The sequence below is a fragment of the Paraliobacillus sp. PM-2 genome (genome assembly GCF_001368815.1).
In the GTDB taxonomy this organism is placed as follows: domain Bacteria; phylum Bacillota; class Bacilli; order Bacillales; family Amphibacillaceae; genus Paraliobacillus.
On record NZ_CTEI01000002.1, the window covers coordinates 473,791 to 496,922 of the forward strand.

The following is a 23,132-nucleotide window of genomic DNA, read 5'->3' on the forward strand; positions in this document are numbered from 1 at the left end:
TCATTTCTACTAATTTTTGCAAACATCCTCCACTGTTGCTTGGTATTGTTTTAATGTGAAATATGTATAAAGACATTGTCTTTCATCTGTTGTGTTTAAGCTATGCTGTACATATATGTCATGCTGATATCCTCGATGAAATTGACTAAATAAATCGATTAACTTTGTTTGAGTTGGCACTAGAATTGGTCGTTTTTTTTGATTAAAAGATAAAGCTTGTTGTCGATTTAATAAAAAACGCATAAAGACATAAAAACGTTGTTTCCATTCTAATCGATTTTCCCATAGGATAAAAGTAAATAATAAATAAGTACTAAACGCAACTTCTTGTTGATATAACATAAAACCAATTAAAGCTAATGTAAAACTTACTGATGTAATAATGGTCATGGTATGTGCTTTACGGAAAGGATATCGAAAAGATAGAATGGTTAATAATAATTTACCCCCGTCTAATGGGAAAATGGGTAATAAATTAAACAGAAGAATCGTCCAATTAAATTGATAAGCCATGGCTAGAAGGGAAGGAGAAAGTAAAGACAGATGTTCCATCCCTTGCAATAAAAAAAATATCCCACAATGTTGTAAGGGACCAGCCAATGTTATCATAATTTCTTCATGTAAGGGGCGATTAGCATACTCATCCGTTTCCATTACACCACCAAACATCCATAACATAACTTTTCGAATTTTCCATCTAAAGAATGTTGCTGCAAAAAAATGTCCGCTCTCATGAATGCACACAATAGAAAAGACAAGAAGGAACTCCATTATTGTACCGGTTAGTAAAGAGACAGTTAAACTAAACCATAAGGTTGGATGAATAACAATTGGCGGTAGATAATTACGAAGCATCATCAACCCGAATCACCTGCACTGGATCAAGATATTGATTATTTTTCTTCACAGCAAAATATAGTTCTTTTTCATCTTCAGAAGGAACAAACTTACCTATTTCTTGATTGGCTTTAATAAATTGATATTGGTTTACATGGATATCAGATAGATTACCATAAATAGATTTACTTTTATCAGGATGTTGAACAATAATGGTTTTATTTGTCTTTCGATCATTACCTGCAAAAATTACTGTACCTTCATCCATTGCGTAGACGTTTAACGGATTATTTGCTGTAATCAAAATACCTTGTCCATTCACTTGAAAGGATTCACTTATTGTCCCATTTACAGGCAAAGCAGTAGCTGGTTCTGTTGTGTTCACCGAATTATCTGAAATAAAGGCTAAAGGAGAACCAAATTGTTGTTGGTACCATTGATTTACAGTTGCAAAAGGGAACTCTTCAGTTAAAGCAGTAGTAGCCCATTGCTTTGGTTTTGATAACCATGCTTGATCTACCTGATGACTTATTGTAAAAAACAAAAAGATAATTGCAGCAATCATAGATTTCAAAAGAAAAGCAGAGAACCAGGTATCCTCTTTTGATGATTGGGATAATTTAGCAAGTGTTGGCATGTAACCATGCTTCTCCTCGTCATCCACAAAATGTTTTGCAGTATACGTTGATGAATGGTTATTTTTGCGATACATATTTGGTAACTTCTTTTGTTTACGTCGGGCAATCTCTTTTCTAATATGTTCTACATCTTTTTTCATTATTCTTCACTTTCCTTCATAAACGATTTGTACAAGTCTATGAACGAATATTACTTATTATGTGTACACTTCCAGAATAAAATAAAAGCTTCTTTTAAAAAATTAATTTATGCATAAACATAAAGAAGTACTTACGAAAAAACGTAAATACTTCTTCTTTCTTTATGAACGCATTCCAAAAAATTTTTTCACTTTTGATAAGACACTTTTGTCGTCTTCAAAAGACTGTAGAGGCACTGATTCACCTAAGATTCTTCTACTAATATTCCGATATGCAAGTGATGCTCTCGTATTTGGCTGAAATGCCACAGGTTCTCCATGATTAGATGCTTTAATCACTTCATCATCATCAGCAATAATGCCTAAAAGCTCAATGGATAAAATCTGTACGATTTCATCAATATCTAGCATATCACCGTTTTTCATCATATGATTACGAATACGATTAATCACTAGTTTTGGAGATTCAAGGTCTTCTTTTTCTAATAAACCAATGATACGATCTGCATCACGTACGCTAGACCTTTCAGGCGTTGTTACAACAATAGCCTTATCTGCACCAGCAACCGCATTCTTATAGCCTTGTTCAATTCCTGCAGGACAGTCAATCAAAATATAATCAAACTCTTGTTTAAGTTCTACAATCATTTTCACCATTGCTTCAGGGGTTAAATCAGTTTTATCACTCGTTTGTGCAGCTGGTAAAAGGTATAGATAATCAAATCTTTTATCCTTGATTAATGCCTGTTTGAGTTTGCAACGTTCCTGGGCAACATCAATAATATCATAGATAATACGGTTTTCTAGTCCCATAATTACATCTAAATTTCTAAGTCCAATATCAGTATCCATCAAACAAACTTTTTTATCATTTAATGCAAGTGCAGTACCCAAATTTGCTGTGGTAGTTGTTTTACCCACACCACCTTTTCCAGAAGTGATTACAATTGCCTCACCCATTTAAAATTCTCCTTTCAAACCCATTTAACTCAGGTCTTTTTTGTGTAAGAATTTGCAATCGATCGATGACTATTTTCTCTTCTTTCTCATCAATAAAGCCACATTCCATATAGACGCCAACTGATTCATAGTCTGGTGATCTACTAATATGATCTGCGATGCGCAATTGCATTGGTTGCATATAAGAGGCAGCAACTACCGCCTGTCTATTACCATGATACCCAGCATGTGCAACTCCTCTTAAACTACCCAAGATAAAAATATTACCTGTAGCAATTAATTTCCCACCAGGGTTAATATCGCCAACTAATAACACGTCACCGGTTACTTCAATCACTTGTCCTGAACGAACCATTTTTGTGATAACTTTCATTTCGTTTTCATTTTTCCATCTTAATGCATCTTCTTTTAAAATTACATTCGATTCAATCGCTTGTACAACTAACTTATGTTTACTACGAATTAAATCACGAAGCGCTTGCTCCTGTTCCTTATGTAAATACCGATTCCCTAAATGTATTGTCACCGTTATCATCGGAGCATCCTCATCAATATATTCAGTAGAAAGGACACGATCTAATTCTTCTAATATTACTGTGAAAGAACAGGAATCATCTATGTTTAATGTTAAGCCATCCCGTGTTCCCTTTATTGTTATCATTTGCTTGTTTATTGTCACGGTTGGTTCACCTCATTCTTCATATCATTAGAAAAGCTCATTTATTGATATAGTACTTATGAAAATGCATTTCCCCTCACCTATCATTCCAAAATATATACTACTGAATGGCAGTAACGGAATACTATGAGCTTTTTGTATCAAAGCGTTGCACTGACCATTTAGAAAGTCGATTCTTAAAAATAAGATAAAGGATACAAAATACGATTACGTTTAGAACAAGTGTTGGTAACAATCGCTGTAGAAGGTAATCTGAAATAAGCATATTGTTTATTCCAATAAAATAATAAACAAATGATATGCCACCATCAACTAATGTCACCCCAAGAATAACCAACAATAATGTTACAAAGAAATTAGCATGCAATACTTTACGCATACCATGAATTAAGTAAACGACTAACCCATATGCAAACATATATACGCCAATAATATCCGTATAGATAACATCTGTCATTAATCCGATGATCACAGCAGCTAATATAGAGTAGTAGGTATATTCCAGATCATAAAACAGAGCCATTAAAACAATGAAAATAAACGCCCAATGCGCAATAAACAACCAACCTTTGTCCAACATAGCGGATGGTATAAAATCATAAGCAATACCTTCCATTACAAATAAGAAAAGGAGTAAGAGAGGAATATAAATGCGTGACATTACTCTTCCTCCTCTCCTGTAACTCCTTGTGTAGAAGTATCCATCATACGATCTACCACAATAACATGATGGACATTAGATAGATCTGCTGACGTTTCTACATATGCTACTTGGCTTAAACCATATTGATCCATTGTAACTTCTTTTATCTCTCCTATTTCTAATCCTTTTGGAAAAACCCCACCTAATCCAGAAGAAAATACAAACGTTCCTTCTTTGATTTCTCGATCATAATCCGTGAATTCAAGTAATAATGCCTCTCGCTCTTTATCATAACCTAAGATAAATCCACTAGCATCTTCTTCTTGATTAGGTAGATTCACTTTAACAGAAATACGGTTTGAACGATCAAATCCATTTAATAATAGCACAGTGGAAGAGAACTGTGATGACGATTGAATTTTACCTATCATTCCTTTGCCTGTAATAACTGCCATGTTTTTTTCTACACCATCTTGTAATCCTTTATTAATGGTTACTTGTTGAAACCACTGCTCGGGACTTCGAGCAGTGACAGATGCCTGGATTGGATGGTAAGCATCAAGTTTATCAGAATCTGTCTTATCAATGATCGATGATAATTCTTCATTTTCTTTACGAAGTTCTTGAATTTCATACAATGTCTGTTGGTACTGACTAAGTTCCTCTTTTAATCGTTGGTTTTCTTTGTATACATTTTTCATATCATCAAGATTAGTGATAATCGATGACACGTATTCTACTGGTGTATGAATTATTTGCTGCATCCAACTGATCGCATCTTTAGCAAATTGTTCTGGTGCCGTTAAGCTTTGTCGATCACGAATAGAAAATCCAATTAAGCCAACAAGGATGATAATACCAATTAATATAGTGAACAACCTTTTCCTACGAAAAAAAGACATGCATCAACACCCACTTAATCCATTGATCTTGTAGCTATATTAGGTTGCGATTTGAAATGTTGGATATAATCTAATGATTTCCCAGTACCTATAGCTACACTATCGAGAGGGGCATCAGCAATAAAGACAGGCATTTTTGTCTCATCACTTATAATCACGTCTAATCCAGAAAGTAGTGCCCCACCACCAGACAACACAATCCCTCGATCCATAATATCTGCAGCTAATTCAGGTGGGGTTTTCTCTAATGTATTTTTCACAGCATCAATTATTGCATTGATTGTATCGTTTAAAGAACCAGAAATCTCTTCGGCTGTAATGGTAATTGTTTTTGGTAAACCAGTTAGTAAGTCTCTACCTCTGATATCCATTTCGTCATTGTTTGTAGGTTTTCCTGCATAGCCAATGTCCATTTTAATTGATTCTGCAGAACGTTCACCAATCATTAAATTGTATTTCTTTCTAACATACTGAATAATTGCATCATCCATGTCATCTCCTGCGATTCGAATGGATTTACTTGTAACAATACCACCCAATGATATAATGGCCACTTCTGTTGTTCCACCACCAATATCAACAATCATACTTCCAGTCGGCTCCCAAACTGGTAACCCAGCTCCAATGGCAGCAGCAAACGGTTCTGCAATTGGATAAGCTTCTTTTGCACCTGCTTGTTTTGTAGCATCAATAACAGCACGTTCTTCTACCATGGTAATCCCTGAGGGTACACAAACCATTACATTTGGTTTACGGGCAAACGCAGAACGATTCTTTTGTGCTAAACGGATATAATATTTCATCATAGCAGCAGTTGTATCATAATCCGCAATCACGCCATCCTTCATCGGTCGGATAACTGAAATATTCCCCGGTGTACGGCCAATCATATTACGGGCATCACTTCCCACCGCTTCAATATCTCCTGTTGAATTATTTCGCGCAACAACAGAAGGCTCTCTAACTACAATTCCTTTTGATTTCATATAAACTAATGTATTTGCGGTACCTAAATCTATACCTAAGTCTTGTGATAAACTAAATGCCAACTTAAATCTCCCTCTCTAAACCTAACGATGTCTATTTCATTTTATTATTACATGCATGAATGAATATTTATTTTCCCTATATATATCATAACATGAAATTACTAGGACGATATTTCCATTTATCATAACAATTAGCGCCAAACACAAGCAAAACTTGTAAAATGGCGCTAATAAAAATTTCGTCTATATAATTATACGAAAAAATACAAAAAATAGATAGTACTATACATATCCTTTTTCTTTTAATGAAATAAATTTATGGTCACCAATTACTAAATGATCTAAAAGTTCTATTCCTATCATCTTACCGCACTCGGCTAATCTTTTGGTAACGTGGATATCTTCTTGTGAAGGGGATGGATCGCCAGATGGGTGATTATGGCAGCAAATAATCGACGCAGCAGCACGCTTAACAGCTTCTCGAAATACCTCGCGAGGATGAACAATCGATGCATTGAGACTCCCAATAAAAACGGTTTGTCTGTGAATAACCTGATTCTTTGTATTTAGAAAAAGACAAACAAAATGCTCCTGTTTCAATAAGCGCATTTCTTCCATTACAAAATTCGCACCATCTTCTGGGCTTCTTATGCAGTAATGCTCTTGAGGTTTAAGTTGGTTTATCCGATTACCAAGTTCAATCGCCGCAAGAATAATAACAGCTTTGACAGTACCAATCCCTTTAATTGCTGTTAATTCTTCTAGCGTAGAGTCTCGTAACAAATTAATCCCTTCAAAATGCATAAGCACACGTTGAGCAAGCTCCTGTACCGACTCTTCTTTCGTACCTGTTCCCAATAATATCGACAATAGTTCTTGATTGGAGACATGACTCGCTCCTAATTTTACCAATCTTTCTCTAGGTCGGTCTTGTCTAGGAACATCTTTCATTGTGACATGTAGTTTATCCACTTTCTCACCTCATTCGTAAAAGTTACTGTAATGTAACTAGTTTACGAATATGACTACAACAAAACAAATAACTATTCTGAATTAATACGTGCTCTTATACCCCTATTTTTCCTATCTTGACAATAGCAATATTCATTTTCTAATGGATACAAACGATACATCTATCGATTTTGTTTTTTTACGCTTTTATTTTAATCAGTTTGATCATATAAATACCAAAGTTGGATTAATTGAGTAGAGATCCGATAGCCAGATGTATTTTTTTCTAATAACTCTACAAATTTTTCACCGGATTTTTTAATAGAACTGGAATATTCAGACAACGGGGCTGGAGCAGACGAAAGCCAATTCGACCATTTTTTTTTCTCTTCCACTACCGCTTCCTTATTCGTTTTCTTCATTGTATCCTTCCATAATGTTGAAAACTGTTGTATCCATTCACCCTCTGTATTATTTAATTTGATTGATTTCGATTCTGTTGTCCATTCACGTACATATCCATCTAAATTTGCATCAATTAATTCATTTGCTAACTTCTCTCCTTCTGTTTTCGTAGCGTATACATTTACGAATAAACGAAAACCTTCACTCGTCTCCCAAGAGAAAGCATCATATCCTGATGCAACAAGTTTGTCTTTCCATTCATCTGCTTTATCTGTTGTCGAAAACAAACCAGCTTGTACAACATATCCTGTGATAGATTCCAATGTAACAGTTGTTTTTTCTTGATTACTAGCAGATGAATCTTCCTCTTCTTCAGTTATAGCACTAGTCTCCTGATTGGATATGGTTGGTTTAGTATCATCTATTTGAACAAACATTTTTAATACAAAAAAACCAAAACCAATACCAATCATAATCGCCATGCTAGCTGTTAACAAAACCCGCTTAAGATATGTCTTGTCTCTCTTTTTAGGTAGTGTGTCATAATTAGTCGATCTACGCTCAAACTCATTCGGCTCTTCGTTATCATCAAGGGAAGCTGCTTGTTCTTGGTACCAGTTATACGGTTCTTTTGTTTCAGAGCTAGCTGATTCTATCGTTTTATTATTTAATTTTACAATCACTTTATTTCTTTCATCCATCAAACTCGCTCCATTCTTTTATCCTGTTTGCCATACTCTATCACATCTTAAAGAAAAAGAAAGGCGAGTTTTGTCTAATGAGATAAGTTATTTTTCTACAAAACTAGCAATCCTATCATCCCTATTGGGCTTGTTGAGTAATATTTTTCCAAAGTATAAAAAAAGAACCATGAATCGGTTCTTTAAATAGATTATAAATTTTCTCATTCTGATTGGTAAAAGGTTGTAATTGTTGTAGTTGCATTCACTTTGTTAATAGAATTAGTAAATTCAATATGATGTAGCTCCATCAATTGTTCGTTATTACTGATTGCTGTCAGGAATTGATTCATTTCGTTAAAATTATCGGCATCAAAATCTACTTGAAACGTATATGTCAAAAGTTCTGAATAACCTTTCGATCGCGCGTCTTCTTCACTTTTCGTTATCTTCGTTACTGTTACACCTGATGCTTCTTCTATTTGCTTGAATTTAAGTAGCAATTGATCAACTGCTATTTGGTTTGGTAATTGTTGTTGTAAGTTTTCAACTATTTCAGTAGCCTCTTCAATAGTGTGTTCATCCTTAGTTGTTTTTTCAATTAATTGATTTTGTGTTGCTATCTCCGTTTCAAGTTGTTCTACTTCATCATGAACAGGGTAAACAAAATGATAAAAGGAAAATAGGCTACCTAAGACTAAGAGAAGTAAAATGATAACAAGGATAATTGAATACTTTTTGTTCCACTCTATCGTCATATTAATCAGCTTCCTCTAATAAAAAATCTTTGCTAACTTGAAAAGTAAACTCTGCCATATATGTATCACTTGTTTTGTTTAAACTTAATAAATTTGACTTCTCTATAAATGTTAGCTTACTCATAGCACGAACAAACAAAGAGGTATCATTGATTGAATTCGTTTTAATATTGACTTTTAGACCATCTTCAATTGTAAAATAATATTCTTCTATTCTTGCTTCATCAGGTAAAACTTGATAAACCTGATTCAATAAATAGGTACTAGGATAAATCTTATGTTGTAATTGACTAATTTGATTCGTTAATGTTTCTTTCTGTTGGATAATAATGTTTTTTTCTCTAATTTCATTCAGTATAAGGCTATTTTCTTGTTTACTATTCATTAACAATTGTTGCTTCTCATTTAAATTTTCCTGATAAACGAACAAACTAACTGTAATGATAGCTATGCCAATTAAGAAAGTTCCTACTAATAAATATGGAGATGCATTTACTTTTTTCTTTTCGACTAAATTAATCTCTATCATACAGTTGCTCTCCTTACAAAAATTTAAATTAAGAGAATAAAAATAACTAAGATCTTAATGTTAATCCATACAACTCAGCATAAGCTAATGGAAGCTCTTCTGGCAAATACGGTGTATAAACAGAAAGATTAAATCTACTTTGCAACAATTCTTTTAATAAATCATCAAATAAAAAATCACCCGACAATAATATATCCGTAATTTGGGCTTCATTATTCATAATCGAATACTGATAAAAATCCATAAACCGTTCAATTGTAATCAATTGTTCATCTATCAGATTTTGTAGTGTCTGTCTATCAAATTCTTTATTATCAACTGTGTCTAATTTACTACTTGCTGCATGATAGACGTGACGATTAAAAATTGGCTGATGGTTATGGAATACAGTCAGTACTAAGTCTGATTTTCTCCACTGTATGTTTAACAAATGGGCTTCTGGACGAATCAAATCACGCTGAGCACATAATCGATAAACAGATAAAAAGGATAGATCCGCAAGCACCAACTTTAGATTTGCTTGTTCAAACACATCTTTATAAGAATCAAGCCGTTCCTGTGGGTAAGCAATTAATAAAATCTTATTTTTATCCGCTTCTTCTCCAATAATAGTATAATCAATAACAGGTCGATCAAAAGGTAAACGAATAGTATTACCTAATTCTAGTAAAATATATTTTTTTACTTCTTCTTTGTTTAATTGTTTAGGCACCAGTTCTTCTCGCAAGGTAACGAATGCATCAGGGACACAAAAAGCAATTTCTTTGTTTTTCCATTTTTTCTTGTTAACTAACCCTTTCAGCACACCGATTAAGCTCATTCGATCAATAATCTTACCATCCTCTACTATCCCCGGCTCTAATTCAATTTCCCCATAATCACATTGCTTTTTATTTTGAAAGAAATACCGAATAACGGAATCCGTTAACGATAGGTTCACTCTGTATTTTGCAAAAAATTTCATCTCTCTATTCATCCTTAAAAAAATGATGTCACATACCAGTTAATTATATCATATCCCCAGAAGTACGTGATACAGGCCGCTATACAAATATATGGACCAAATGGAATGGCTGTTTTCCGATCAACTTGTTTTAATAATAGCAATATAGCACTACTTATTGAACCTAATAAAACAGCAATAAAAAAGGTTAGCAGAATCCCTTGATAGCCTAACACAACACCTAATATTGCGAATAATTTCATATCACCCGCACCCATTCCGCCTTTGCTAAACAAGATAATAAAAAAAATAAGAAAAAAACCAATTAATGCTCCTACAATTGAAGACCACCAAGGTTGTAATGGTGAGAAAAATCTAATTAATATAAAAATAGGTAAAAAGAATAATAGTATTTTATTCGGAATGACCATATATTTTAAATCAGTTACCATGATAATGGCAACTAAAGAAGTGAGGCTTAATGCCATGATTAACTCTATTTCGAAACCAACCAAAGAATAACTTAGCGCAAATAAAAAGGCAGTAAATAATTCGATGAAGGGATAAATGATAGAGATATGCTGTTTGCACCCTTTACATTTTCCTCTTTGAAATGCATAGGAGAGAATGGGGATTAATTCATACCATGATAATTGCCTTTTGCAAGATGGACAATATGATCGATTAGAAGTTAAAAAGTTTTGCATAGGAACACGTAACCCTACTACATTAAAAAAAGAACCAAATACACTTCCAAGAATAAAAAAGGTGATAATAAAATAATTATTCATATTTGTCTCCTATATATGTAGAGAGATCTCATACCTATCATGAGATCTCTCCTACGTAATATGTCAATGTGTTTATTTTATTTTCCATCTGGATTGTCAAACGTGTAGGTGGTACCATCTTTATAAATCGTTTTGTCTAGAATAGCTGCATCTGAGTCTTCAGCAAAATCTCCAGTTGCTTCTAAATAACCATTATCAACCAGATCTTGTACTGTTGTAGTACCACTAGTAAAGGTAAAGTTTTCGTTTTCGTCCAACTCTGCTAATCGTACTGCATCAAATACCAATTCTTTTTGTGCTTCATCTACATTAGTTTCAGCCTTCTCCGTAATATTACCAATAGCAGGCACTGCAATAGCAACAATGATACCTAGGATAGCAATAACTGCTAAAAGTTCTACTAATGTAAAACCTTTCTCGTTACGAAATACCTTTCTTAATCTCCTTCTCATCTTCATCCCTCCAATTAGAATAAATAAAAAAATCACTCTATTGTCAGTCGGTTGCACTACTAGCTCCGATCTATCCAAGTGCCCAGATAAAGATAGATTTTCAATGCGCCTATATACATATTATAATATATTTATAGTTAATGTCTATAACTTTAGAACTAATTACCGTCTTAAATTGTTTCAAATAGGTTAAACATTGGTATAATGATTGCTAAGACGATCGCCCCTACTACGAGAGAAAGAAAGATAATCATAATTGGTTCTATTAATGCCTTTAATTTATCAGAACTTTCATTTAATTCTTGTTCATAAAAGTTCGACACCTTCTTTAACATGGCATCTACTGAACCAGTCCGCTCCCCTACTATAATCATCTGTGTAATTAACTTAGGAAACACCCAATGAGTTTTCATCGGCGTTGCTAAAGATTCCCCTCGCTCTAAAGAAGTCTTCGCATCACTTAATACTTGTTTAATTACCTTGTTTTCAATTACATTTTCTGTAATAGTTACAGCCTGAAGAATTGGAACTGCACTATTTAATAATGAACTTAATGTCTGTGTCATTCTCGCTAAAATTGCTTTTTGAGTAAACTTCCCAAAAATAGGAACCCTTAGCTTTAGACCATCAAACATATAAGCTATATTTGGATTGCGATATAATAATTTTATGACTATCGCGACAAGAATAAGACCAAGCAATAGAACCCACCAATAAGTTTGAACGATATCACTAATACGCAATACAAATGCTGTATACGCAGGGATCTCCTGATCAAATGACAGAAACATATTCGTAAAAACCGGTACAATAACCGCCAACAAAAAAACCGTAATCACAATAGCTATGAACCCTACCACTATTGGATAAGTTAATGCTGTAATAATTTTTTGTTTTAATTGATATTGTTTTTCATAATAATTTGCCATTTGATTCATAATATCATCTAAATTACCACTCACTTCTCCTGCTTTAACCATGCTTCTTAACAATTCAGGAAATAAACGTGGAAACGCTCCGAACGCATCAGAAAGACTTGTTCCTTCTTCTAAAGAGAGTTGGACTTGTTTTAAAGCCTTTTTTAAAGCTTTGCTTTGTGTTTGTTCTTGAAGGATATTTGTTGTTTCTACTAAGGTAATCCCAGCGTTAATTAAGGTAGCAAATTGTCGTAAGAAAATAACAAAATCTTTGTTCTTAATTGGATTACCAATATAGATATCTTGATATAAAACAGAATTCAATTCTTTTATTTCAAATAAAATGAATCCATTTAATTTCAATTGTTTAATAGCTTCACTTTCACTTTCACTATTAATTTTACCTTTCAATAATTTTCCTTCTGTATTTTTTGCTTTATATGAAAAATACTTCATTTTTCACACCTTCTTTCACAAACAACTAATTGGCTAATACTTTAGATCTTTTACATATGGTGCTGCGTGTCTTTCGTTAATTATTCCTTGTCTTAATAATCGTTTAATATCCATCGTCATGGTGTGCATGCCAAATTCCTTTGATGTTTGCATCGTATTTGGAATTTGGTGCATTTTTTCAGAACGAATAAGATTTTTCACCGCAGGTGTATTAATTAAAATTTCTGTAGCCGCCACTCTTCCCGCTTCTTTAACTAATGGAAATAGACGTTGTGATATGATCGCTTCTAACACATTTGCTAATTGAATTCTAATTTGACTCTTCTGATGTGCTGGAAAAACATCTATAATACGTTCCATCGTTGATGACGCATCTGTTGTATGTAGTGTTCCTAACACTAAATGACCCGTTTCAGCTGCGGTAATAGCAGTAGAAATGGTTTCTAAATCTCTCATCTCACCGACTAAGATGACATCTGGGTCTTGGCGTAAGCAAGCTCGTAACCCTTTTTGAAACGTTGTCGTATCAAAACCAATTTCCCGTTGATCAATAAGACAATGATTATGTTGATGCAAATATTCTATTGGATCTTCTAGTGTAATAATATGCCGATTCATTGTTTGATTCATATAATCAATCATTGCTGCTAATGTAGTACTTTTCCCGCTGCCTGTTGGTCCAGTGACTAAGACTAAACCTTGTGTGAGTTGTGCTACCTCTTTCATAACGTTAGGTAGGCCGAGAGAATCAATGGATGGAATGGTTGTCGGAATTGTACGTATTGCTAGTGATATACAATTTCTTTGAAAATATATATTTATTCGAAAACGAGAGATAGACTTAATTCCATGGGATAAATCTAGTTCTCTTTCTTCTACTAACTTATCCCACATTTCTTCTGTTAAAATCTCTTTTGCCATTGCTTCGGTGTCTTCTGGAAGCAACTTATTCTCACCAAAAGCTTGCAGTCTCCCATCAACTCGAAATATTGGTTTGGCTCCCACTGTCAAATGAATATCAGAGGCATTCTTCTGATAAGCTCTAATTAACAAATCTTCTATAGAATAACTCAACTTTGATCACCTACTCTTCTGTCGCTACGCGTAACACTTCATCTACTGTAGTCAAACCTTTTTCTACTTTAAATAAGCCATCTTGTAGTAAGAAACGCATATGAGTTTCTTTTAAATACGTTTTAATTTCTGACATGGTTGATTGGTTCATCATTAATGTTTTTATGTTATCATCAATAACTAATAATTCGTGAATGGCTATTCTGCCACGATAGCCAGTCTGTCTACAACCATCGCACCCTACACCTTCATACACTTCATCTATATCCATTTGATTATTTCTTAATAATTGCTTTTCCATTTCGGTTAACACTCGCGTTGTTTTACAATCAGGGCATATTTTTTTCACCAAACGTTGTGCCATTACAGCACTTAAAGCAGATACCACTAAATAAGGTTCAACTTCCATATCAAATAAACGTGGTATAGCAGCAATAGCACTGTTCGTGTGAAGCGTACTAAACACTAAGTGTCCAGTTAAAGCAGAGCGTATTGCTATCTCTGCTGTTTCACGATCTCTAATTTCGCCAACCATGATGATATTAGGATCCTGACGCAAAATCGAACGAAGTCCTTTGGAGAAAGTTAATCCTACCGTATTGTTTACTTGTACTTGATTGATTCCTTGCAATTGATATTCTACTGGGTCTTCAATTGTAATTATATTGACATCTTCTTGGTTAAGTTCATTAATAGACCCATATAGAGTCGTTGTCTTACCTGACCCTGTAGGACCTGTTAACAATATCAAACCAGATGGTTTTTTTATAACCTTTTGATATCTCTCTAATGTTTCAGAGGAAAAATCTAGCTCTGTAAGTTTTTTAAAAATGTTGCTTAGATCTAATATTCGAATAACAATTTTTTCTCCAAACACTGTTGGCAAGGTAGCTATTCGTAAATCAACAGGTTTGGTATCAATCACCAAGCGTATCCTACCATCTTGGGGCAATCTTGTTTCAGTAATATCTAATTCAGATAAAATTTTCACACGAGCTGTCAGTGCATTTTGTAATTTTTTTGGTATTGTTTTTTCCGTTTGTAGCATGCCATCTACCCTGTATCTAACCACGATATTTGTTTCCATTGGATCAATATGAATATCACTTGCCTTTAAGGCAATACCAGTTTGTAAAATTTGATCTAATATTCGAATAGCAGGTGCATCATCATCACTAATCGCTTGATCTAAATACGCATCATCTAAATCATAGTACTTATTAATTGCTTGCAAGATATCATCTTTTGTTGCTATAACAGGATTAATTGTAAATCCAGTAGCTAATTCAAGGTAATCAATTGCATAATAATCTAAAGGGTCGTGCATCGCCACAGTTAATAAATTTTCACGTTGTTCAATCGGTATTAGGATATTCTCTCTTGCAAATTCCTTTTGAACAAAATCCATTAACTTCGTATCAATTGGAAAGCGATACAAAGATACACTTTTTATTTTTAAATGTATTTCTAACACGTCAATTAATTGTCGTTCTGTTATATACCCTTGTTCAACCAAAGCATCGCCTAATTTTTGTTTGTCTTTCTTATGTTCGAGTACTTCAATAATTTCTTGCTCCGTTATCAAGCCATTTTCTTTTAAGACATCACCAAGTTTACGTTTATTTCTTGCATTCATTGCGATCCCTCTTCCTAATGCTTAGCTTAATGTATTTCTCTCGGAGGCTCTTTTGTGATTAGATCGTCTAAAGAGGAGTTTTCAGTACTAAACGGAAAATCTCCTAGATCCACTGCTTGATAATCCACTTTTGCACCTCCACCCCCGTTAAATTCCTTACTAATAATTGCTCCGGATATGCTTACTCCACCTCCAGCATCAACTGTAGCATCGGGTGCTAAAAGGAATAATTTTGAAAATACCCCCCCATTAAACGTTACTTTATTCCCGCCAGTTACCATATATCCATTAAACCTTCCGCCACCACTTAGTGTAACATCTGCATCTTGAGCGAATAATGAACCGTTTATGCTTTGTCCACCACTTATCTTTACTTTTTGATTTTTACCAGCTAAAAAGATATTTAGTTGCTCTGTTGAAGCATTTTGATTCAGCGTACTACCAGCTCCTATTTTAAAATTATTTTTAACATAAATATTCACTTTCCCAGAGCCTTTTAACTCAATGACACCATTATTAATATTCAAGTTATCAACCACTATATTATGATCTTGATCATTAGTATCAATATTCAATTTATTATTTGATTTTAAAGTAATATTTTTAAATGAAGTATCTCTATTTAAATCAAAAGTATAATTATCTGCTTGCCAGCTGTTTATATTTAGATTCCCATTTTTAATTACGTCAAAACGATTAAATGAACCGCCAATTGTTTCATCTTCTGCTAATGTGTATGCGGGAATAATTGGGAATGAATCAACAATTGTACGATAATCAGCCCATGGAATCGCATAATGGTTTTCTTTCACCGTAGGGGGATCTCCACCAAAATGTTTGGGTAAATCAAGCGCATTATCTACTGATTCCTTTGGTACATATGCAATGCCATTTGTTATCTTTGTACCACCTGACATCTGTATTGTTTTTGCATTAGAAGAAGCAATATAGATGTCTCCTTCTATCCAGGCACCACCTTTTAAAGATATAGTACTTTTTATTACCGCTACAGCTTGCTCAGGAATAGCTATTCCATTGTCGGATTGCCAATTGATTCGAAATGGTCTAGATACTGTTCTTACTTGATTACCTATTGTCCCTTTCGAAATAATTTGATACTCTCGTGGATTCCCATCTGTAAGTTGTTTTACTTCAATTTCAGCTATTGGATTCTCACCAAAATGCTTTGAAAAATTAGTTAATACTTTATCATTCAATGGATCTATTTTGCTATTCAATACAGCATAGAATTCTGCTTCACTACTTGTCATGCTATACACAGATGAAACAATAGAATTAATTTTTGCATAGGTTTGATGAACGCCTGCTTCTGCAATGTAGTAGGTGGATTGATAATCACGATCCTTTGTAGTTAACTTTAGATGTGCGTAGGAAACAGTAGCAATTGCTGTGCCAAGCATAGTCAAAACAGTTAATGTTAATAAAACTAAAACGAGACTAGCACCTGATTCATTTTTCCATACTCTATCCAATCCTTTCACCTACTCTCTAAAATAAATAGTCGTCTCTAAGTCACTTTGCTCTCCTTGTTTATTCGCAACACTACTAATCGCTATTCCTATCCCTGATTCGGTAATCTCAATAGTAAATTGATCAATCATTCTACTAACCGCATCATTATTACGATACAATGTATTACCACTATGACGATATGTGTGATTACCAATGATTAATTCGTTTTCTTTTTTCATGATCTTATTTTCCGTAACAGAACGAAGATCGGTAGTAAGCTGACTCATTACAAAGCGAACTTCATCTTGCGTTTCAATTTCATCCGTTTGTTTAATATATTGCTTCTGACCAAACAAATGAGCTGAACTAATTAATGCAATTACAATCGACAAAATAGCTAAGACTGCTAGTAATTCAACTAATGTGATGCCTCTTTCATTTTTAAGCATCATTATTCCTCCTGCCCTTCAAAAAATAGCTTTGTTTCCATCTGGGCTTTTAGATTACTATTTTGATCATAGACTTTAACAATTACTGCATACAAGTCATGAATAACCTCGTTATCTTGATTCTTTGCTGGTTGAACGACTGTTTCTACTTTAAATTCTTTCTCAAAACGTACTACCTTTTCGAGATCTTTGATCGATTGATAGCTATCTGCTTGTGAACGAATAAACTGAATGAATGCATCATAATTTAAAGTTTCTGATTCATAATAGAGCCGTTCTAATTGAGTTTGCGCAACATAGGAAGCATCCAACACATCTTCAGATACATTTGTGTTTTTTTCAGATTGGATAAAAAAAGTGAGAAAAGTAACAATAATGATTGATAATATTAAAATAGAAACGAGTACTTCAACCAAGGTTAATCCATTTTGATTTTTTAAATTGCTTCTTTGCACTTTCCCCACCTCTTATTATTTACATTCTCAACTGGCTCTTCTATTAAATACCATATTATACTAGTTTACTAGGTAATAAAAGCTATATTTTTTTAACAAGTTGTGATTATTAGTATAATCTTTTATATAATCGAGAACAACCTCAGTCATTGGATAGCTTTTCGAACGTGTGTTACAAACGCTAAAGATCCAACAACAAAAATAATCTCCTTATCATGATTGCTTTGTATTTTCTCTTGTAAAAATTGGCACCAATTATTTGTGATTGCTTTGTTTTTATGATTAGACAATGCTATTAATGCCTCTGCTGTTTCTGCTCGTTGATGATTAAAAGTGGTAAATGTAATCGCATCAAAAGTGGAATCAACCTGTCTGATCATTTGTTCCAGTGGTTTATCTTTAAATGCTGCAAACAATAAATGTTTTTTATAGTCTGGATACTCTTTTACAACTGTACTTCTAAATGCATTTATACTAGCCACATTATGCGCACCATCAATTATAATCATTGGATTCTGGTAGATGATCTCAAAGCGAGCTGGTATAACAGCTTTTAATAGGCCTGTTTGTATGGCTTTAAACGTGATAGACTTCTCTTGATTCATTAGTAAACGCGCACTTTTAATAGCAATGGCAGCATTATGTCTCTGATGATCACCTACCATATTTAACTGAAAAGGAAAAACTAGATCTTCATCGTTATAAAGAGACCGCGTGTCCTGTTGTTCTGCACAAAAATCTATACCATATCGATAGATAGCTGTTGCCTGTTCCGATGCTTTCTTTTCAATCACTTTTTTTGCACCGTTTGGTAATTGTCCAATAATAACAGGGCAATTTTTTTTAATGATACCCGCTTTATGTGTAGCAATTGATTCCAGATGACTACCTAAATAATATGTATGATCATAATCTATTGATGTAATAATTGACAGAATAGGATTAAAGCAATTCGTTGCATCTTCCAATCCTCCCATTCCCGCTTCTATAATGGTATATGTCGTATGATCTGCAAAATATTGAAAGGCGATAGTAACCATGATTTCAAAGTTACTAGCCGGATCATCCTGTTCGTCTAAAGTTGTTAGTGCGATATATAAATTATTAAAATATCTTAAAAAATTTTGATTAGAAATTGCTACACCATTTATCTGAATCATCCCCTGACGATTCGTTAGACTAGGCGAAGTAAATGTTCCTACAACATGGTCACTCGCTTGTAAAATTCCACTTAAAAAAGTTGCAGTAGATCCTTTACCATTCGTTCCTGCAATATGAATAGCTTGAAGCCTTTCTTCTGGATGATTACAAGCTTCTAAAAGATATTTCATGCGATGTAATCCCGGTTTTATCCCTATCGATTCTCTTATATCTAAAAATTGATTTAGTTCTTCTATTGTTTGTAGCATCTTATACCTACTTCCATAACCAATGTTTTTCCGTCATAATATAGTATATCAAATCATGACAAGGAAGGTTTAGAAATAATGCATGGATGGGTAATTTATAATGGACATTTACAAAGCGAGGCGTTTCTCACCTTTTCACAATGGATACATAATGCAGGCAAGAAATTCGATATGACAATTGAACAACGAAAAAACAATGAGCTATTTGTATTATTAGATAAGGGTAAGTCGTTACTAGATACACTAAATTACCAGAACAAGCCTGATTTCGTTATTTTCATTGATAAAGATATTGCGTTGGCAAAACAACTAGAGGCGATTGGTATTCCCGTATTTAATTCGGTACAAGCGATTGCCACCTGCGATAATAAAGTAGACATGTATCCTGTGTTACATCAAGCTAATATTGCAATTCCCAAAACAGTCATCGCACCAAAAATATTTTCTAAAGCAAATCCAATACAACTAGCTCACTTTCATCAACTAGAGAAAATTTTTCAATATCCTTTCATTATCAAGGAAGGTTATGGTTCTTATGGGCAACAAGTATATTTGATTCCTAATCGAGAGGAATTAGAGGTAAAAATAAGTGAAATTGCTGATCGACCATTTTTATTTCAGGAATTTATTGACTCAAGTTATGGAAGAGATCTACGTATATACGTGGTAGGCAATGAGATTGTTGCTGGATTAGCACGCACAGCGCATGATGATTTTCGCGCAAATGTTTCTGTTGGAGGTACAGTGAAGGCACACCTACCTACTATAAAAGAGCAAAAAATAGCAATTGAGGCTGCTAAAGCGGTTGGTGCTGACTTTGCGGGTGTGGATCTTTTATATGATGAAAAAGAAGAGCCGATTGTCTGTGAAGTGAACACGAGTGCACATATTAAGAATATTTATGATTATACAGGCGTAAATATTGCGGAACATATTATAACTTGGATAGTAAAAAAATTGACAAGTTAAAATATGAGTGCCTATCACCCGTTTGTGACCAAGGAATGTGCGATTTCGCCGGATAATGTGCGATTTCGCCGGATAATGTGCGATTTCGCCGGATAATGTGCGATTTCGCCGGATAATGTGCGATCATCTCCAGCAAAGCTGTCGATGATCGCATATTTTTTCATAACTGGACGCATCTGACCCTTGTTTCCTTCAAAAATGCGTGGCCAGTGATCTTGGAATTTGGTTTTTAAAATATTCATTGCAAGAACAAGCACGTAACAAAGCAAAAAAATTTTATGCCCTCTTATTTTTCAATAAAAGTCCAAGCAATTTTTGCTTGGACTTTTATATCTAACCTTTTAGCTCTTGTAATCTTTCCTGTACTTTTGCACGCTTTTCGAGATAGTCTTTTTCTTTTTGTTTTTCTTCTTCTACTACTTTTTCAGGTGCTTTTTTAACAAATCCTTCATTTGAAAGCTTTTTCTGTACACGCTCTACCTCTTTATTTAATTTATCTAACTCTGCATTTAGTCGTTCGATTTCTTTATCGATATCGATTAAACCTTCTATAGGTAAGTACAATTCTGCGCCAGTAACTACTGCAGACATTGCTTTTTCTGGTGTATTTACTTCTGTAGCAATGGTTAAATCACTCGTATTACAGAATCGCTCTAAATAATGACGATTTTCTTGTAATTGTGATTGAATTGTCTCATCTCCAGCTTTTACAAGTAACACAATTTGCTTAGACATTGGTGTATCTACTTCCGCACGAATATTACGCACAGAACGAATAATTCCAACAAGACGATTCATTTCTTCAGCAGCTTGTGCATCATGTAATTCTGGACGTACAACCGGCCATGCGGCACGTGTGATTGATTCTCCTTCATGTGGAAGGTACTGCCAAATTTCTTCTGTAACAAAAGGCATCAATGGGTGAAGCATCCGCATGATTTGATCTAACACATAAGCAAGGATCGATCTTGTTTTTTGCTTTGCGGCTTCATCATCACCATACAATGGAAGCTTTGCCATTTCGATATACCAATCACAGAAGTCATCCCAAATGAAGTTGTAAAGGTGGCGACCGGCTTCACCGAAATCGTATCTATCCGTGTGTTTATTTACTTGTTCTATGGTTTCGTTTAAGCGTGTTAAGATCCATTTATCAGCAACTGATTTTTCACCTAACAAGTCAATATCTTCGTACTTCAATCCTTCTAAATTCATTAAAACAAATCGAGAAGCATTCCAAATTTTATTAATAAAATTCCAAGTTGATTCGATTTTTTCATATTGGAAGCGTAAATCCTGTCCAGGTGTAGAACCTGTTGCAAGGAAATAACGTAATGCATCTGCACCATATTGATCAATGACCTCCATTGGATCAACACCATTTCCTAATGATTTACTCATCTTCCTTCCTTCAGCATCACGAACAAGTCCATGAATTAACACGTCTTTAAATGGACGTTCATCATTGAATTCAATTGATTGGAAAATCATTCGAGCTACCCAGAAGAATATAATATCATATCCAGTTACTAACACATTTGTTGGGAAGAAATGTTTGAAATCCGCATCTTCTGTGTCTGGCCAATTTAATGTTGAAAACGGCCATAATGCAGAGGAGAACCATGTATCTAATACATCACTATCCTGTTCCCAGTTTTCACTATCAGCTGGCGCTTCTTTCCCTACATACAATTCGCCAGTTTCTTTATGATACCAAGCTGGAATTCGGTGTCCCCACCATAACTGACGTGAAATACACCAGTCACGAATATTATCCATCCAGTGAAGGTACGTTCCTTCAAAACGGTTTGGTACAAAATTAACCTTTTCGTCTTCTGATTTTTTCTGGAGTTCTACTGCCGCTTCTGCTAAAGGCTCCATATTTACAAACCATTGTGTTGATAAATAAGGCTCTACTACAGCACCGCTTCGTTCAGAGTGACCAACAGAGTGCATATGCTCCTCTATTTCAAATAAAACATCTTGTTCTTGTAAATCTGCTACTAATTGCTTTCTACATTCAAAGCGATCAAGCCCTTGGTATTTACCAGCGTTCTCATTCATTGTTCCGTCTTCATTCATTACTAAAACGCGTTCTAGATTGTGACGGTTACCAACCTCAAAATCATTTGGATCATGGGCAGGGGTGATTTTTACTGCTCCTGATCCGAATTCCATATCAACATAGTCATCAGCTACAATTTCAATTTCTCTACCTACAATCGGTAAAATTACTTTTTTACCAATCAAATACTGATAACGTTCATCATTAGGGTTCACAGCAACCGCCGTATCACCAAGCATTGTCTCTGGACGAGTTGTCGCAATTTCAATTGACCCTTCTTCATCCTTTAACGGGTAACGCATATGATAAAAATGACCTTTTACTTCTTCATGAATTACTTCAATATCGGACAAAGCTGTTTTTGTAGCCGGGTCCCAGTTAATAATATACTCCCCACGATAAATCAGGCCTTTTTCATACAAAGAAACAAACACTTCTTTTACTGCATTTGAAAGTCCTTCGTCCAATGTAAAACGCTCTCTAGAATAATCTAAACCTAATCCTAATTTAGACCATTGCTCTCTAATAAAAGAAGCATACTCTTCTTTCCAATCCCAAGCTTTTTCAAGAAACTTTTCCCGACCAAGTTCATATCGGTTTGTTCCTTGCTCTTTTAATTTCGCTTCTACTTTAGCTTGTGTTGCAATTCCAGCGTGATCCATCCCTGGTAGATATAACACATCATACCCTTGCATTCGCTTCATTCGTGTAATGATGTCTTGAAGTGTTGTATCCCATGCATGACCAATGTGTAACTTTCCTGTTACGTTTGGTGGTGGAATAACAATGGTAAATGGCTCTTTATCTGTGTCTCCACTTGCCTCGAAAAATTTTCCGTTTACCCAGAAATCATAGCGGTCTTTTTCAACTGCTGCTGGATCGTACTTTGGTGGTAAATTCGTATTGTTTTGCTCCATGCTATAATCCTCCTT

General features: G+C 34.4%; 23 protein-coding genes and 1 riboswitch. Of the genes, 1 reads left to right on the top strand and 22 read right to left on the bottom strand.

Annotation, left to right across the window (positions count from 1 at the left end; genetic code table 11):
• Positions 1–9 precede the first annotated feature (9 nt).
• The 21 genes from BN1058_RS11225 to BN1058_RS11325 all read right to left on the bottom strand — a co-directional run bounded on the left by BN1058_RS11225 (position 10) and on the right by BN1058_RS11325 (position 19,166).
• Positions 10–858, bottom strand: coding sequence for a site-2 protease family protein (locus BN1058_RS11225; RefSeq protein WP_090857476.1), 849 nt, complete (start codon positions 856–858; stop codon positions 10–12).
• Entirely contained in the window at positions 845–1,615 is a 771-nt protein-coding gene (locus tag BN1058_RS11230; protein WP_090857479.1) for a M23 family metallopeptidase, read from the bottom strand. The genes BN1058_RS11225 and BN1058_RS11230 overlap by 14 nt, the downstream gene beginning before the upstream one ends.
• 162 nt (positions 1,616–1,777) lie before the next feature.
• A complete protein-coding gene (minD, locus tag BN1058_RS11235; RefSeq protein ID WP_090857481.1) occupies positions 1,778–2,575 on the bottom strand; it encodes a septum site-determining protein MinD in 798 nt (265 codons plus the stop codon).
• On the bottom strand, positions 2,568–3,254 hold the full coding sequence (minC, locus tag BN1058_RS11240) for a septum site-determining protein MinC (RefSeq protein ID WP_304362516.1): 687 nt from the start codon (positions 3,252–3,254) through the stop codon (positions 2,568–2,570). Before minC ends, minD begins: the two co-directional genes overlap by 8 nt.
• 124 nt (positions 3,255–3,378) lie before the next feature.
• Positions 3,379–3,915 carry a rod shape-determining protein MreD gene (gene mreD, locus BN1058_RS11245; RefSeq protein WP_090857484.1) on the bottom strand — a complete coding sequence of 179 codons (537 nt, stop codon included), beginning with the start codon at positions 3,913–3,915 and terminating at the stop codon, positions 3,379–3,381.
• A complete protein-coding gene (gene mreC / locus BN1058_RS11250) occupies positions 3,915–4,799 on the bottom strand; it encodes a rod shape-determining protein MreC (protein ID WP_090857487.1) in 885 nt (294 codons plus the stop codon). Before mreC ends, mreD begins: the two co-directional genes overlap by 1 nt.
• A 14-nt stretch (positions 4,800–4,813) precedes the next feature.
• Positions 4,814–5,848: a rod shape-determining protein gene (locus tag BN1058_RS11255; RefSeq protein ID WP_090857490.1), complete on the bottom strand. Its 1,035-nt coding sequence runs from the start codon at positions 5,846–5,848 to the stop codon at positions 4,814–4,816.
• 222 nt (positions 5,849–6,070) lie between these two features.
• Entirely contained in the window at positions 6,071–6,739 is a 669-nt protein-coding gene (radC, locus tag BN1058_RS11260; RefSeq protein WP_090858283.1) for a RadC family protein, read from the bottom strand.
• Between the two features lie 212 nt (positions 6,740–6,951).
• Positions 6,952–7,845, bottom strand: a complete 894-nt coding sequence (locus BN1058_RS11265; protein ID WP_090857493.1) for an SPOR domain-containing protein — start codon at positions 7,843–7,845, stop codon at positions 6,952–6,954.
• A 203-nt stretch (positions 7,846–8,048) separates the two neighbouring features.
• Complete coding sequence (pilO, locus tag BN1058_RS11270; RefSeq protein WP_090857496.1) at positions 8,049–8,582, bottom strand: type 4a pilus biogenesis protein PilO; 534 nt, start codon at positions 8,580–8,582, stop codon at positions 8,049–8,051.
• A 1-nt stretch (position 8,583) separates the two neighbouring features.
• On the bottom strand, positions 8,584–9,111 hold the full coding sequence (locus BN1058_RS11275) for a PilN domain-containing protein (RefSeq protein ID WP_090857500.1): 528 nt from the start codon (positions 9,109–9,111) through the stop codon (positions 8,584–8,586).
• Positions 9,112–9,157: 46 nt separating this feature from the next.
• On the bottom strand, positions 9,158–10,075 hold the full coding sequence (pilM, locus tag BN1058_RS11280) for a type IV pilus biogenesis protein PilM (protein WP_176694506.1): 918 nt from the start codon (positions 10,073–10,075) through the stop codon (positions 9,158–9,160).
• A gap of 14 nt (positions 10,076–10,089) precedes the next feature.
• Positions 10,090–10,845, bottom strand: coding sequence for a prepilin peptidase (locus BN1058_RS11285; RefSeq protein ID WP_090857506.1), 756 nt, complete (start codon positions 10,843–10,845; stop codon positions 10,090–10,092).
• A gap of 77 nt (positions 10,846–10,922) precedes the next feature.
• Positions 10,923–11,297, bottom strand: coding sequence for a competence type IV pilus major pilin ComGC (locus tag BN1058_RS11290; protein ID WP_090857509.1), 375 nt, complete (start codon positions 11,295–11,297; stop codon positions 10,923–10,925).
• Between the two features lie 36 nt (positions 11,298–11,333).
• A riboswitch (cyclic di-GMP riboswitch) is annotated at positions 11,334–11,417 on the bottom strand.
• 50 nt (positions 11,418–11,467) lie between these two features.
• Positions 11,468–12,670 (bottom strand): type II secretion system F family protein, encoded by a 1,203-nt coding sequence (locus BN1058_RS11295; RefSeq protein ID WP_090857512.1) that lies wholly within the window; start codon positions 12,668–12,670, stop codon positions 11,468–11,470.
• A gap of 33 nt (positions 12,671–12,703) precedes the next feature.
• Positions 12,704–13,744 (bottom strand): type IV pilus twitching motility protein PilT, encoded by a 1,041-nt coding sequence (locus BN1058_RS11300; RefSeq protein WP_090857515.1) that lies wholly within the window; start codon positions 13,742–13,744, stop codon positions 12,704–12,706.
• Positions 13,745–13,754: 10 nt separating this feature from the next.
• Positions 13,755–15,380 carry a GspE/PulE family protein gene (locus BN1058_RS11305; protein WP_090857518.1) on the bottom strand — a complete coding sequence of 542 codons (1,626 nt, stop codon included), beginning with the start codon at positions 15,378–15,380 and terminating at the stop codon, positions 13,755–13,757.
• A 26-nt stretch (positions 15,381–15,406) separates the two neighbouring features.
• Positions 15,407–16,873: a DUF7305 domain-containing protein gene (locus BN1058_RS11310; protein ID WP_090857521.1), complete on the bottom strand. Its 1,467-nt coding sequence runs from the start codon at positions 16,871–16,873 to the stop codon at positions 15,407–15,409.
• Positions 16,874–16,882: 9 nt separating this feature from the next.
• Positions 16,883–17,302, bottom strand: a complete 420-nt coding sequence (locus tag BN1058_RS11315) for a PilW family protein (RefSeq protein ID WP_176694507.1) — start codon at positions 17,300–17,302, stop codon at positions 16,883–16,885.
• Positions 17,303–17,304: 2 nt separating this feature from the next.
• Positions 17,305–17,757: a prepilin-type N-terminal cleavage/methylation domain-containing protein gene (locus BN1058_RS11320; RefSeq protein ID WP_176694508.1), complete on the bottom strand. Its 453-nt coding sequence runs from the start codon at positions 17,755–17,757 to the stop codon at positions 17,305–17,307.
• Positions 17,758–17,903: 146 nt separating this feature from the next.
• Positions 17,904–19,166, bottom strand: coding sequence for a bifunctional folylpolyglutamate synthase/dihydrofolate synthase (locus BN1058_RS11325; RefSeq protein WP_090857531.1), 1,263 nt, complete (start codon positions 19,164–19,166; stop codon positions 17,904–17,906).
• 78 nt (positions 19,167–19,244) lie between these two features.
• Between BN1058_RS11325 and BN1058_RS11330 the strand changes: the two genes are divergently transcribed.
• Positions 19,245–20,135 (top strand): ATP-grasp domain-containing protein, encoded by an 891-nt coding sequence (locus BN1058_RS11330; RefSeq protein WP_090857534.1) that lies wholly within the window; start codon positions 19,245–19,247, stop codon positions 20,133–20,135.
• Between the two features lie 333 nt (positions 20,136–20,468).
• Here the strand turns inward: BN1058_RS11330 and BN1058_RS11340 are convergent, their stop codons facing one another.
• On the bottom strand, positions 20,469–23,117 hold the full coding sequence (locus tag BN1058_RS11340; protein ID WP_090857540.1) for a valine--tRNA ligase: 2,649 nt from the start codon (positions 23,115–23,117) through the stop codon (positions 20,469–20,471).
• Between the last annotated feature and the right edge of the window lie 15 nt (positions 23,118–23,132).

Bases quoted from the DNA above. Each gene is read 5' to 3' on its own strand.
- BN1058_RS11225 (WP_090857476.1), bottom strand. From the start codon at position 858: ATGATGCTTCGTAATTATCTACCGCCAATTGTTATTCATCCAACCTTA.
- BN1058_RS11230 (WP_090857479.1), bottom strand. From the start codon at position 1,615: ATGAAAAAAGATGTAGAACATATTAGAAAAGAGATTGCCCGACGTAAA.
- minD (WP_090857481.1), bottom strand. From the start codon at position 2,575: ATGGGTGAGGCAATTGTAATCACTTCTGGAAAAGGTGGTGTGGGTAAA.
- mreD (WP_090857484.1), bottom strand. From the start codon at position 3,915: ATGTCACGCATTTATATTCCTCTCTTACTCCTTTTCTTATTTGTAATG.
- mreC (WP_090857487.1), bottom strand. From the start codon at position 4,799: ATGTCTTTTTTTCGTAGGAAAAGGTTGTTCACTATATTAATTGGTATT.
- radC (WP_090858283.1), bottom strand. From the start codon at position 6,739: ATGAAAGATGTTCCTAGACAAGACCGACCTAGAGAAAGATTGGTAAAA.
- BN1058_RS11265 (WP_090857493.1), bottom strand. From the start codon at position 7,845: ATGGATGAAAGAAATAAAGTGATTGTAAAATTAAATAATAAAACGATA.
- pilO (WP_090857496.1), bottom strand. From the start codon at position 8,582: ATGACGATAGAGTGGAACAAAAAGTATTCAATTATCCTTGTTATCATT.
- BN1058_RS11275 (WP_090857500.1), bottom strand. From the start codon at position 9,111: ATGATAGAGATTAATTTAGTCGAAAAGAAAAAAGTAAATGCATCTCCA.
- pilM (WP_176694506.1), bottom strand. From the start codon at position 10,075: ATGAAATTTTTTGCAAAATACAGAGTGAACCTATCGTTAACGGATTCC.
- BN1058_RS11285 (WP_090857506.1), bottom strand. From the start codon at position 10,845: ATGAATAATTATTTTATTATCACCTTTTTTATTCTTGGAAGTGTATTT.
- BN1058_RS11290 (WP_090857509.1), bottom strand. From the start codon at position 11,297: ATGAGAAGGAGATTAAGAAAGGTATTTCGTAACGAGAAAGGTTTTACA.
- BN1058_RS11295 (WP_090857512.1), bottom strand. From the start codon at position 12,670: ATGAAGTATTTTTCATATAAAGCAAAAAATACAGAAGGAAAATTATTG.
- BN1058_RS11305 (WP_090857518.1), bottom strand. From the start codon at position 15,380: ATGAATGCAAGAAATAAACGTAAACTTGGTGATGTCTTAAAAGAAAAT.
- BN1058_RS11315 (WP_176694507.1), bottom strand. From the start codon at position 17,302: ATGCTTAAAAATGAAAGAGGCATCACATTAGTTGAATTACTAGCAGTC.
- BN1058_RS11325 (WP_090857531.1), bottom strand. From the start codon at position 19,166: ATGCTACAAACAATAGAAGAACTAAATCAATTTTTAGATATAAGAGAA.
- BN1058_RS11330 (WP_090857534.1), top strand. From the start codon at position 19,245: ATGCATGGATGGGTAATTTATAATGGACATTTACAAAGCGAGGCGTTT.
- BN1058_RS11340 (WP_090857540.1), bottom strand. From the start codon at position 23,117: ATGGAGCAAAACAATACGAATTTACCACCAAAGTACGATCCAGCAGCA.